Origin of the sequence: Christiangramia echinicola DSM 19838 (assembly GCF_000423065.1) — a bacterium.
Taxonomy (GTDB): Bacteria; Bacteroidota; Bacteroidia; order Flavobacteriales; family Flavobacteriaceae; genus Christiangramia; species Christiangramia echinicola.
Window position 1 is genome coordinate 38,583 of record NZ_AUHG01000010.1, and the last position, 12,287, is coordinate 50,869.

Annotated in this window: 11 protein-coding genes; 3 read left to right on the forward strand and 8 right to left on the reverse strand. The window is 37.7% G+C overall.

The annotated features are described in order from the left end of the window. Positions 1 to 4: 4 nt before the first annotated feature. Entirely contained in the window at positions 5 to 877 is an 873-nt protein-coding gene (locus G530_RS0100580; RefSeq protein ID WP_026932669.1) for a flavin reductase family protein, read from the reverse strand. Between the two features lie 114 nt (positions 878 to 991). Between G530_RS0100580 and G530_RS0100585 the strand changes: the two genes are divergently transcribed. After that, positions 992 to 2,140, forward strand: coding sequence for a sensor histidine kinase (locus G530_RS0100585; RefSeq protein ID WP_026932670.1), 1,149 nt, complete (start codon positions 992 to 994; stop codon positions 2,138 to 2,140). Here the strand turns inward: G530_RS0100585 and G530_RS0100590 are convergent. The 3 genes from G530_RS0100590 to greA form a co-directional block, all read right to left on the reverse strand. Then, positions 2,137 to 2,550, reverse strand: coding sequence for an acyl-CoA thioesterase (locus tag G530_RS0100590; protein WP_026932671.1), 414 nt, complete (start codon positions 2,548 to 2,550; stop codon positions 2,137 to 2,139). The two genes, G530_RS0100585 and G530_RS0100590, sit on opposite strands and share 4 nt — an antisense overlap. Next, positions 2,547 to 2,942 (reverse strand): HIT family protein, encoded by a 396-nt coding sequence (locus G530_RS0100595; RefSeq protein WP_026932672.1) that lies wholly within the window; start codon positions 2,940 to 2,942, stop codon positions 2,547 to 2,549. The genes G530_RS0100590 and G530_RS0100595 overlap by 4 nt, the downstream gene beginning before the upstream one ends. 97 nt (positions 2,943 to 3,039) lie before the next feature. Further along, positions 3,040 to 3,516 carry a transcription elongation factor GreA gene (greA, locus tag G530_RS0100600; RefSeq protein WP_026932673.1) on the reverse strand — a complete coding sequence of 159 codons (477 nt, stop codon included), beginning with the start codon at positions 3,514 to 3,516 and terminating at the stop codon, positions 3,040 to 3,042. A gap of 253 nt (positions 3,517 to 3,769) precedes the next feature. Between greA and G530_RS0100605 the strand changes: the two genes are divergently transcribed. Continuing rightward, complete coding sequence (locus tag G530_RS0100605; protein WP_026932674.1) at positions 3,770 to 4,198, forward strand: Rieske (2Fe-2S) protein; 429 nt, start codon at positions 3,770 to 3,772, stop codon at positions 4,196 to 4,198. A gap of 60 nt (positions 4,199 to 4,258) precedes the next feature. On the opposite strand, the gene G530_RS0100610 is transcribed toward G530_RS0100605, so the two are convergent. After that, positions 4,259 to 6,640 (reverse strand): TonB-dependent receptor, encoded by a 2,382-nt coding sequence (locus G530_RS0100610; protein ID WP_026932675.1) that lies wholly within the window; start codon positions 6,638 to 6,640, stop codon positions 4,259 to 4,261. Between the two features lie 280 nt (positions 6,641 to 6,920). Between G530_RS0100610 and G530_RS0100615 the strand changes: the two genes are divergently transcribed. Then, a complete protein-coding gene (locus G530_RS0100615) occupies positions 6,921 to 9,362 on the forward strand; it encodes an ATP-binding protein (RefSeq protein WP_026932676.1) in 2,442 nt (813 codons plus the stop codon). Here the strand turns inward: G530_RS0100615 and G530_RS0100620 are convergent. The 3 genes from G530_RS0100620 to arfB all read right to left on the reverse strand — a co-directional run bounded on the left by G530_RS0100620 (position 9,352) and on the right by arfB (position 12,287). Next, on the reverse strand, positions 9,352 to 10,704 hold the full coding sequence (locus tag G530_RS0100620) for a sigma-54-dependent transcriptional regulator (protein ID WP_026932677.1): 1,353 nt from the start codon (positions 10,702 to 10,704) through the stop codon (positions 9,352 to 9,354). The two genes, G530_RS0100615 and G530_RS0100620, sit on opposite strands and share 11 nt — an antisense overlap. Positions 10,705 to 11,044: 340 nt before the next feature. Beyond that, positions 11,045 to 11,386: a hypothetical protein gene (locus G530_RS0100625; RefSeq protein ID WP_026932678.1), complete on the reverse strand. Its 342-nt coding sequence runs from the start codon at positions 11,384 to 11,386 to the stop codon at positions 11,045 to 11,047. Between the two features lie 499 nt (positions 11,387 to 11,885). After that, on the reverse strand, positions 11,886 to 12,287 hold the full coding sequence (arfB, locus tag G530_RS0100630; RefSeq protein WP_026932679.1) for an alternative ribosome rescue aminoacyl-tRNA hydrolase ArfB: 402 nt from the start codon (positions 12,285 to 12,287) through the stop codon (positions 11,886 to 11,888).

Genomic DNA, 12,287 nt, shown 5'->3' on the forward strand with positions numbered 1-12,287 from the left:
CTGTTTATTTTGCTAATAATATTTTCCAGGCGTCTTCAGGTCTGTCTTCTTCAAGATAAGCCTGCGCCCGTATATGAATTTTCTTTTTATCACCGCTTTTTACAAGTTCGGCTTCTTCTTTATTTGAATTAAGGAAAGCTTCAATTTCCCCGTTTTCAGGCAGAGCTTCTACATTCCCTAATTTACCAAGGTCGTTCCCGGTAAGGATCTCACTGGTTCTAACACCTTCTGGCATCGCATCTACTCCAATTCCCAATGTTGAAAGTGGCTTTGGAACTTCGAACATTCCCATTTTAGCACGGGTATACCAGTTACCACCCATACGGGCTACCTGATCTATTTTATGCTGATCTATAAATCCGTCTGCATCCAGAATATCCTCCTTGATATGCATTTTCACAACATGGCAGATCACCAGGTTTCCTGCGCCACCTTCAGTTCCAGTTTCGATCACTTCTTTGATCTTACATTCAAACTGAACCGGAGATTCTGCTACTCTGAAAGGTTTTACGAGATCAGATTTCTGCATGGTTAATCCAGACTTCTCAAACTCGTTTACATCTTCACCATATTCAGTACTTGAAAGTGACATTTGCTGAACTATATCATAATTCACGATATTGATCACCACCTCATCTACTTTTTTAGCATTTTCAAAAGTATGCTTCGTAGTATTATCTCTTCCTCTCCTTGCCGGAGAAAAGATCAATACCGGCGGATTCGCTCCAAAAACATTGAAAAAACTGAAAGGAGAAAGATTAGGATTACCATCTTCATCAATTGTACTGGCAAATGCAATAGGCCTTGGACCTATAGCACCCAGAAGATATTTATGTAATTTCCCGACACTTACGTCCTTGGGTTCTATACTGAACATAGATTAATTTTTGCCAAAGATAAAGAATCGAGCAAGGAATGAAAAGCAATGCATTACAATAAAAATAGTTTTAAAACGCTTATATTTATTTTTGATTAAAAGCCGGAAACATACATGAATCTACCCGACGAGCGCAGCTTTAATCGCTGGTTTATCATTATTTCCTGCCTTGTGCTCATCGTACTGGTGCTCTGGAATACAAGTATATTTTTTCAGCGACTAAAAGAAGATGAACGGGCGAAAATGAATATCTGGGCGCAGGCACAGGAGGAACTAAGCAATGCTCCGGAAGATGCCGACCTGAGCCTGATTCTTCAAATTTTAAATAATAACACTACCATCCCCATCATACATACCGATGAGAACGGAGAAATAGCATATACCACTAATCTAGACCCTTCCATTCTTGAAGATCCTGAACGAACCGCAGAATACCTGGAAGACCTGAAGGAAGAAAATGAACCAATTGAGGTAGATCTAGGTGATAACCAGATACAGTATTTATATTACGGGAATTCACCGGCTCTAAATAAACTGAAGTATTACCCTATTGGCTTAACTTTGATCGGGTTCTTATTCATTGGAGTTGTTTACTTCTTTTATACAACTACAAAATCAAGCGAACAGAATAAGCTATGGGCCGGGATGGCCAAGGAAACTGCTCATCAAATAGGAACGCCGCTAAGCTCTCTTATTGGATGGACCGAAATTTTAAAGACAGAAAATGTAAATCCATCTTACGTGGAGGAGATGGAAAAGGATATTGACAGGTTACGAACCATTACCGAAAGATTTTCCAAAATAGGTTCTGCACCAAATTTACAGCAAACAGATATAGTGGCCGCGACCAGGGAAAGTTTTGATTATTTAAAACTAAGAAGCTCTAATCTTATCGATTTCAGCATAAGAACACCAAGACAGCCTATTTATGTTCAGCTAAATGAACAGCTTTATAGCTGGACCATAGAAAACCTCGTGAAAAATGCTATTGATGCCATGCGTGGAAAAGGTGAGCTAATGATCGAGATCAAGCAGGATATAAAAGAGGCGCATATCTACATTACCGATACCGGGAAAGGGATCGATAAAAATAGATTCAAGTCTATTTTTGATCCTGGACAGACGACAAAAAAACGAGGTTGGGGATTAGGCCTATCGCTGGCTAAAAGAATTATCGAGGTATATCACAAAGGAAAGATCAAAGTTGCCCGGAGTGAGATCAATAAAGGAACAACTTTTCAGATAAGTCTGAAAAAGATCTAGAATTCAGAGATCTTTTTTCTCAACCAATCTGGCACGGGAAAAGTTTCATTTTTATCAAAATCGAAGCAAACCACAACATCTGTACCTTCAGCACATATCTCCCCTTTTTCATCCAGAATTAAATGCTTCAATCCAAAACTTTTGTTACCTATAAAATCGAGTTTGGTTTTAACCACCGCCTTTCCGGGATAAATTAATGATCTTTTAAAATCACATTTCGTAGAAACCAGCATCGTACCCTGGTTAGAATTGCGATAGAATTCATGAATACCCGAGGCTTCCCAGAAATTCACTCTTCCGCTTTGCAAATAACGCATATAAGAAACATTATTCACATGCTCATACATATCCAGATCTCCCCAATCTATGCGTAATTCCAGACTGAGTTTATAATCAGAAATTTTTATCACAGTTCAACATTTTCGCTTATTGCAGCGGCCAGTTCCTTAAATTCTTCATCAGACATTTCTACATTATTAGAAAAGTCCATATCCTTCATACTATTAAGCGGAATTAGATGAACATGGGTATGTGGTACTTCCAGTCCTACTACGGCCATCCCTACTCTTTTGCAAGAAACTGTTTGCTCTAACGCAATAGATACTCTTCTCGTAAAACGCATTAGTTCATGATACATTTCCTCTTCCAGGTCCCAGATCTTGTTGATCTCCTTCTTCGGGATACACAAAACGTGTCCCTTTGCATTTGGCCTGATATCTAAGAAGGCTAAAAACTGGCTGTTTTCAGCGACTTTATACGCAGGCACTTCTCCTTTTACGATCTTTGTGAATAGTGTTGACATGATTAGGTTGGTTTTTAATAAAAATAAAAAATCCTTTTCTCAAATCCGAAAATACAGATGAAAGAAAAGGATGAAATTTTAACTGATACGAACAGGCTTATTCTCTCCAGATCTCTATAACCTCAAAGGTCACAGTTCCGTTAGGAACCTCAATTTCTGCAGTGTCGCCAACTTCTTTACCAAGAAGCCCTTTCCCAATAGGAGAATCTACAGAGATCTTACCGGCTTTAAGATCGGCTTCACTTTGGGCAACAAGTTTATATTTCATCTCTGCGCCGTTGGTCTTGTTCTTTATTTTCACATGCGAATGCACTAAAACCTTGGAGGTATCTAATTGCGATTCATCTATAACTCTGGCATTAGCAACCACCTCTTCTAATTTAGAGATCTTCATTTCTAATAGGCCCTGCGCTTCTTTTGCTGCATCATATTCAGCATTCTCACTTAAATCACCTTTATCACGAGCTTCACCAATCGCTTCTGAAGCTTTAGGCCTCTCTACATCTTTAAGGTGATTAAGCTCATCCTTAAGCTTTTTTAACCCTTCTGGGGTATAATAAGATACTTTGCTCATAACTTTATCGTTTTATTAATCGCGGTCCAGGAGAAACTCCTGAAACCGGAAAACATACCTTATAATGATTTTAGTACTAAAATAAATCCCTGGATGCGGGATTGCCCGGTTCTATAAGTTTTTAACTCTCCGGGTTCAAACTATTGTATCATTAACTGAAAAAATCCCATTTATAGCGGGATTTCTATAAACAAATGTAAGAAATTTAATCTTTCGGTACAATTATATTATTTTCGCTGTAACTCAATTTTTTATGAAAAAAACGCTCTTCATTTTATCCATTATTTCGCTGCTTATGGCCTGTTCGGGTTCTGATGATTCTTACCGCAATAACCCAAATTTGCCGAACGTGAATTTCCGCTTTCAGCTGAACTTAAATTTACCGGAATATAACGATCTGCAGTTTCCGGGAAACTCTTATGCAACCTACAATCATGGAGTAAGAGGAGTAGTTATATACAATATAAATAATCAGCAATATGCTGCGTTTGAACTTAGCGATCCCAATCACCCGCCGAGTAGTTGCTCGGGAATGACAGTTAATGGGGTCATTGCCAGCTGTGGATGCGATGATAATGAGTATAATGTTATCACTGGTGAGCTCGTAGATGGTGATGGTGAATACACCATGCAACCATACCGGGTTCAACGATCTGGGGATTTATTAGAAGTATTTAATTAAAAAAGCCCCCTTTCCAGATACTCCGCGAAATGGAAAGGAAGCCGATTAAACTATTGAACTTTAAAACTTCATTGTTAGTCCTAGTAAAAAGTTGGTAGTGGCCTGGGGATAATATCCGGCCCCATCTAAAGTTTGCACACCAGAAGGAGTATCTTCACTAGGAATATTGAAAGTGTAGTAGTAGCCATTTGAAATATATTTCTCATTGAAGATATTATTTACCAATCCTGTAAGTACGATTTCTCTAAAGAACCATGGCTTATCCCAGGTGTACTGAATATTAAAATCGTTCACAAAATAACTATCGAGTTTAGAGTTAATAGCTTCTACATTACTCATAAACTGCTCGCCCACATATTTTGAAAGTAATTTCAGCTCCAGACCTCCTACCGGCTCGTAACCAATAATATTACCAGCTACGATCTCAGGAGAATAAGAAATATCTGTATCTCCATAGGCAACCAATTCTCCATCAAAAGGTGAAACAAAATCTATATTCTTATTCCGGCTCAGGGCAATATTTGGTCTTACAGATAATTTATCTGAAAATCTAACTGTTGCATCTACCTCGAGCCCGAAACGGTAGCTGTTTCCGCTATTCTGGCGAATAAAAGCTCCAACATCATCTATACCGCCGGTTAGAACTAACTGATTTTCATAACCCATATAATACAGGTTTGTATTCAGAATAAAATTTTGACTTTTATGTCTCCATCCAAGCTCGAAATCGTTTAATTCTTCAGGTTCCGGATCCCCATTTTCGTAATCATTTCTACTTGGCTCTCTATGCGCACGAGCATAGGAAAGATAAAATTGATCTGCATCATTCAATGCATAAGTTAATCCCGCCTTTGGATTGAAAAAGTTGAAATTATCGTCATTTTGAAATCTTGACTGATCGTCTAGTACTCCATCGGTTTCGTAATTCACGGTTCTCAACTGAAGGTCGCCATAACCGGAAAGTTTTTCAGTGATCTTGAAATTTGCTTTTCCGTAGATATTAAAATCGGTCTTATCTGCCTGGTTAAAATAATAAAGCTCATAGGGATCGTTATTCCTGGCAAATCTTGTATAAACAACTTCCCCAAAATGATCTCCTTCGTATTTATTCCATCCACCGCCAAGAGTCACATCCCAATTTGAGTTTTGATAATTTAAACTGAAAACCGTTCCGTAGAAATGATTATCAAGCCATTTAGTTCCCACAAGGTCTGAGGTATTCACTTCCTCTCCTTCTGAATTAAAAGCTTGTAAACCAAAATCTGCCAGATCAGCATCCTCTTCATATTCCTCATAGTATCCTCTACCATACGTATAATGCAAAGCTATATTAGAAGACCAGTTAGAGTTATAGTCCTGGTTCCATAAGAACTGGTAATGATCCTGACTATAATTATCGGTTTGATTATCATAGAATTTTGTATTTCCACTCTCATCGGTATAGATCCCGGCTGGATTAAAAGTCCTGTCATTTTCCAGCGTTTCCTGATCTATTCCATACCAGGCCTGGTAAGTTCTTTCTGTACCACCAAAAGTCACCGCTTTAACCAACGTATTTTCATCTACATAAGAACCCTGTAAAAAATAGGATTTAAGATCACTGGAAGCCCGGTCTATATAACCATCGCTCCGAATTTTAGAAGCTCTTCCTCCAATTGAAAAATGATCGTTTATTAATCCTGTGCTGAATTTCACGGTATGTTTAAAAGTGTTGTACGAACCAACGCTATTTGAAACCTCAGCCTGTGCTTCTTCTTTATAAGAATCTGTAAGAATATTTAAGCTAGCGCCAAAAGCACCGGCGCCATTAGTTGAAGTTCCAACCCCTCTTTGTAGTTGTAGGTTTTCTACAGATGAGGCAAAATCCCCCAGGTTTACCCAGAATGTTCCCTGGCTTTCAGCATCGTTATAAGGAATTCCGTTTATGGTTACATTCACCCTGGTAGCGTCACTACCCCTTACCCGAATTCCTGTATATCCCACTCCGTTTCCAGCATCGGTAGTAGTTACCACATTGGGCATATAATTCATTAAAACTGGAATATCCTGACCAAGGTTTCGGTCTTCGATCTCCTCATTACTAAGGTTACTGTAGGTGATGGGAGATTGCTCTGTTACTCTTACTGCGGAAAGGAATACTTCATCTAAAGTTTCTTTGGCTCCGGCAAGATCAACATTCAATTGCATGTCTGAATCCAGTACCAGTTTCTTACTTTTCTGATTTCCGAAGGCAAAAACAAGGGTATAGGTTCCTTTTTTAAGAGTAAGTTCGTAATTGCCATTTTCATCTGCAACCGTACCAACGCCGGTACTTTTCACATAGATGGTGGCCTCCTCCAGGGGGTCTCCATTCTCAGTCACTGTTCCTGTTACTTTAAATTCTTGTGCGAGGCCCTGCAATGAGAGAAGTAAAAGGCCTGCCAGAAATAACACATTTTTCATTCGTAATAATTTTACGAATAAAAGGGGCGATTATTCTTGTTGATTTGGTTTAAAAATAAAAAATCCTGAACCTGCCATCTGGCAAAATCAGGAGTACATACACTGTGCTTTCGCACAATTCCCTTGGCAGCATTACCCGCCCAGGTTCATTGGGTATGATCTCAGCCCTTCCGGGCACCCCTTATGAGATTGTGGCGCAAAAGTAATACGCTTTTTGAGAAATACAATACATTTGGAGAGATTTAAGAGAATTGGCTTAATTTTAGATAAAACATAAGTAATGTTTAGTGCAAAACGCTCCATCACCGTAAAGATCGTTACAGGATATGTAATCGTTGCAATACTTGCCGGTCTTGCGGTTTGGTATGTATACAATCAGGTAATCGCATATTCTGAAATTGCCCAATCTAACACCGAAAACAACCAGCAACTTATCCTGGTAAGTGAAATAAGCACCAACCTTAATGAATCTGAAAATACAAGTCGAAGATTAATACAATCTGGTGAGGAGAAAGAACTGAAACTATACAATTCCCAGATTGAAGGCATAAAATCCAAACTTCAAACGCTGGAGCAGTCTTATGAGAATATTTACCTTGAAAATGAAACTGATAGTATAAATAAACTTCTAGACAAAAAGACTGAAAACTTAAAGGAACTAGTTGCCTTAAGAGACTCAGACCGGAACACCAATTATTATTCTAAAGCGCTTAGGGAGCTACGAAATATAGATGCCTCCTTTAAAGATTATAGTTACGAAAACCGGTTCAGGAATTTAAAACCCTACCAGAAAGACGTTCTGGTAAAATGGCTGGAATATTCCAAAGAAGACAATGCAGAACGGATTACTACCGAGAGATTGGATTCTGTAGTAAAATCTGTGAAGCGTGTACTTACAGATCTGGAATTTGCCAACAGGCAATTTCAGAATGAAGTGATTCAGAAGGAAAACGAATTACTTAATAATGACCTTATACTTAATCAACAGTTGCAAAGCCTATTATCTAGTTTAGAACTGAAGGAACGAGAAAATACTGTTGAAAGGGCCGAAGTTTTCCAGAATATGCTGGATAAAACTTCCAATATTATAATTTTAGGTGGATGTATCATTTTGCTTATTATCCTTTATTTCATTATTAATATCATTGGAGACGTAACCAGAAGTCAGCGCTACAGGGTACAGCTTGAAGAAGCAAAGGATTTTGCTGAATCTCTTCTAGCCAGCAGGGAACAATTCATGGCCGCTATTACTCATGACCTAAGAAGTCCGCTTACCACAGTAATGGGTTATACAGACCTTATCCAGAAAACAGAACTCAACGAAAAGCAGAAACACTATTTAAACCAGATCAAAAAATCTTCAGAATTCATTCTAAGGCTGGTGAACGATCTCCTGGATCTTTCAAAACTGGAGGCGGGGAAAATGCTTATTGAAAATCTGTCTTTCAATCCAAAAAAACTTATTCACGATACTGTAAACAATATCATACCGGCTGAAAAAAATAAGGATGTAGATATTGTTATTGAAATATCTGAAGATACAAATGTCCAGATACAGAGTGATCCATTCAGAATAAAACAGATACTGGCGAATCTAATTTCGAATGCGTGGAAATTTACCGAAAAGGGAGAAATAGTGATCTCGGCTGCACTTAAGAATCAATCTGGTGAAAATCATATTCTGGAAATCAGGGTGAAAGATTCCGGAATAGGGATTTCAAAAGAAATGCAGGAGAATATATTTGAAGAGTTCTCCCAGGAAAACAGCAGTATTGAAAAACGTTTTGGTGGCTCCGGGCTTGGACTGGCAATTACCAAAAGACTTTCGCAGCTCTTAGATGGTGAAATTAAACTGGAAAGTGTTCAGGGAGAGGGAAGCGAATTTACCATTCTTATCCCTGTAGTTAAACTTTCTGAAACCCGCGAAGATTCTGAAAGAGAACAGGAAGATGAGATCACACTAGAAACCATAGACCATGATGCTACAGGGTTGAAAGCTCTTATCATAGATGATGAGCCTGGACAGCTATCCCTAACTGTAGAAGTAGCAAAATCTATGGGATTTGAAATAGAAACAGCCGAGAATGGCAAAAGCGGACTTGAAAAGCTCACTACAGATAATTATGATATTGTGCTTACAGATATACAAATGCCTATTTTTGACGGGTTTAAACTTATTGAATCTATACGTCGTAGTGAAGGTCTAAAAGATATACCAGTGATCGCATTGTCTGGCAGAACAGATATTGAAAAAGCAGTCTATACTAAAGCAGGTTTCAACAATAAGCTATTAAAACCGTACAAGCCAGAGGAATTAAAGCAGAACATCGCCGAGCTGCTTCATCTGGAATATGAAAAGAAAGAGGAATCAGTAGAAATTGATAACGAGAGATTAAAATCTGATAATTACGATCTTACTGATATTTACGAGTTTTCTGGTAGAGATGAAGATGCCATGCAAACCATTATTCAGGCATTTATTGAGGGTGCAAATCAAAGTCTGAATGAACTAAAAGCAGCTTACGAGGTTCAAGATGAAGATAAACTAGGGAAATTAGCGCATCGAATGTTACCTATGCTTAGACAAATGAAAGCCAACGAAGTTGTTGTTATCTTAATGAAACTGGAATCCCGGGAAAAAGTAAGTCAACCTGAATTTGACCATTTTGTGGTCAAGATCAACCGATTAATGGCCAGTCTCGATCCTAATATTACAGTTTAATCCCGTATTGTTTCAATTTGTTATAAAGAGTCTTCCGGTCTATCGAAAGCATTCTTGCTGCTTTACTTTTATTACCTCCAGTTTTTTCTAAAGCATCAAGGATCAATTGTTCCTCATTCTTATTTTTGAACAAACCGTAATCACTATCATTTGTTCGCGTAGAAGTAGCGATCTCATGTGGTAATACTTTAAGCGGAATAAGATCGTCTTTAGTTAGAAGCACTGCCCTTTTAACCATATTCTTAAGCTCTCTTAAATTCCCCGGCCAGTTATAGTTCTTAAAGGCATGTATTGCTTCATCAGAAAAACCTACAATATTCTTTTCAAGATCGGCATTCGCTTCATCCAGGAACTGGTTAGCAAAAAGCATTAGATCTTCTTTTCTTTCTCTTAATGCCGGCACTTTAATTGAAAATTCATTCAATCTATGATAGAGATCCTCCCTGAATTCACCTTCTTTAACAGCTTCAGAAAGATCCTCGTTAGTAGCCGTGACCACGCGAATATCAACTTCTATTTCATTATTACTCCCTACCGGTTTTATACGCCTTTCCTGAAGTGCTCTTAATAATTGCACCTGTAGTTCATAAGTAAGATTTCCTATCTCATCCAGAAAAAGTGTACCACCGTTGGCAGCAGCAAAATGTCCTGTCTTATCGTTAATAGCACCTGTAAAAGATCCTTTAAGGTGACCAAAGAATTCGCTGGAAGCGATCTCTTTAGGAATGGCACCACAATCTACAGCTATAAAAGGAGCCGCATGTCTTTTACTCTGCAGGTGTATACTTTTTGCAATTTGCTCTTTACCGGTTCCACTCTCGCCTGTTATAAGCACAGACATATTGGTTGGCGCCACCAGCTCTACATAATCACTCAACCTTCGTGAAGGCTCACTTACTCCTTTCACAAGATCTTTATTTTCACTTAACGGTCCATTGCTTTTCCTGGCTGGCTTAGGTTTTTCTACAACCGGAGCAACCTCATTAGTATGCAGGGCATTTTCTATTGTTTGAAGAATGGACTCAGGCCTGAAAGGTTTGGCCACATAATCAAAAGCGCCTTCTTTCATTGCGTTTACGGCCATGCTTATTTCAGCATAGCTCGTCATTACAATTACCTGGGTAGAAGGATTTTCAGTCTTAACACTCTTAAGAATTTCCAACCCATCATTATCTGGAAGTCTCACATCTGTAAGTACCAGATCAAATTTATCTGAAGATATTTTCTTGAAGGCTTCAGAAGCTGAATAAACCAGTGCTACCTTGTAATCCCTTTTTTCCAGAAAGGTTTTTAACATGGTTCCAAATGCAACATCGTCCTCAACGACCAAAACTTTAGACATAGATCAAATTTAAAAAGCTTAACAAAGGTAATAATCTTTAAACCATTAGGTTTTAAAAGAAAGCATAAAAAAAGAGAGGTTGTAGTACAACCCCTCTTTTCTGGCAATTTTTGATTAAAAAAAACTGCCTTAACTAATTCCCATTTAACAGATCTTCCTCTTCAAACCTTATAAACAAGCAAAAAAGTGACTTTTATAGTGTTAGTTTTCTGGTCGTTAGTAATCAGAATAAATTCTGAAAACAGTCACTTTTTTGCAAGTTTGCCGGGGTAGATTTATATTCTACTTGGCATTGTCATCAATCTGTTGCCCTGAAGTTGGTTTCTCCAGTATTGGGCATTTACTTTTCAGTCTGGCCTTTATCTTCTTTTTCAAGCCATTTACCATCCTGGTCTATATAAACCTTTTTTGTTTCGCCTTTCACGTCTAGTTTAAGTTTATATACCTTTTTGTCATCTTTCGATTTCATCCAGGCTTCTGAAGCTACTGCTCCATTATAATCTGTGGCTAAAGCATCTTTTACCGCCTGAGGAAGTTCAGCTACATCTACACTAGCAAATTCTTCCTGTGCAACTTCCATTTCAGTTTCTACTTCAATTTCTTCTTCAACTTGTGCCTGTATATTTTGTGTTCCAAAAAACATGGCACCAATTGTCATAATACTTAATGCAAACTTTTTCATAATATGTGGTTTTATTGATCCTGGTTATTTGATCATTCTGTTATGTTAATAGATATAGAATAATTGTGCCATTTTAATACATTTTCTCTAAATGCCAGATAAACAGAAGGATATTTAAATTTTAGTTGAATTTTTTACAAAATTTTATGTAGAAAAGTAGAGATTCCTCAACCACAACTGTGGAAATTAAGCATCAGTTTTATATAGTTTTCTTAGTACGAATTGTTATAAAATAGAAAAGGCTCCGAGTGGAGCCTTTTCAATCCGAAAATCTAAATTATAAAACAGAATAAATTAGTTAGTTTTTAATTTATTCTATTCCCAATACTAACCTACTTACTACATTGTAAAAACTATACCAATAAGTGAAAAAACCTATTCGACCCCGTTAAATACAGGAGAACAGCTATTTATATTTTCAGGGCTTAATTTTTAAAAGTACAATTCCCCAAAAAATTTGTAGAAAACGTTTCACAATTGAGTAAGAATTCCCCAATTTTTACTTCAGTGGATCTTTTCTATTTGCCTTGATCTCAGACTTTTTCTTTTTAGCTTTTAAACGTTTAATTTTCGAAGCTTTAGTTGGCCTGGTCTTTTTTCTAGGTTTTGGTTTTTTCAAGGACTCTTTTAGCTCGAAAAGGAAATTCTGAGTTACGATCTCTTTATTTGTATGCTGACTTCTCGAGTCTTCGCTACTCATCTTTAGAAAGCCCTCCTTATTAATTCTCCCGGCCAGTTTCTTTTGAACTCGCAGCTTCTCTTTCTCAGACAAAGCCTCAGAATTTTCAACATCAAAGCTAAGTTCTACCTTGGTAGCAGTTTTATTTGCATGCTGACCGCCCGGTCCTGAGCTTCTTACAGCTTTATAATCCAGTTCTGTAAGAATGAGTTCATCATTCAT

Excerpts from the sequence above, each read along its gene's own strand:
- G530_RS0100580 (WP_026932669.1), bottom strand. The coding sequence starts at position 877 with ATGTTCAGTATAGAACCCAAGGACGTAAGTGTCGGGAAATTACATAAA.
- G530_RS0100585 (WP_026932670.1), top strand. The coding sequence starts at position 992 with ATGAATCTACCCGACGAGCGCAGCTTTAATCGCTGGTTTATCATTATT.
- G530_RS0100595 (WP_026932672.1), bottom strand. The coding sequence starts at position 2,942 with ATGTCAACACTATTCACAAAGATCGTAAAAGGAGAAGTGCCTGCGTAT.
- greA (WP_026932673.1), bottom strand. The coding sequence starts at position 3,516 with ATGAGCAAAGTATCTTATTATACCCCAGAAGGGTTAAAAAAGCTTAAG.
- G530_RS0100605 (WP_026932674.1), top strand. The coding sequence starts at position 3,770 with ATGAAAAAAACGCTCTTCATTTTATCCATTATTTCGCTGCTTATGGCC.
- G530_RS0100610 (WP_026932675.1), bottom strand. The coding sequence starts at position 6,640 with ATGAAAAATGTGTTATTTCTGGCAGGCCTTTTACTTCTCTCATTGCAG.
- G530_RS0100615 (WP_026932676.1), top strand. The coding sequence starts at position 6,921 with ATGTTTAGTGCAAAACGCTCCATCACCGTAAAGATCGTTACAGGATAT.
- G530_RS0100620 (WP_026932677.1), bottom strand. The coding sequence starts at position 10,704 with ATGTCTAAAGTTTTGGTCGTTGAGGACGATGTTGCATTTGGAACCATG.
- G530_RS0100625 (WP_026932678.1), bottom strand. The coding sequence starts at position 11,386 with ATGAAAAAGTTTGCATTAAGTATTATGACAATTGGTGCCATGTTTTTT.
- arfB (WP_026932679.1), bottom strand. The coding sequence starts at position 12,287 with ATGAATGATGAACTCATTCTTACAGAACTGGATTATAAAGCTGTAAGA.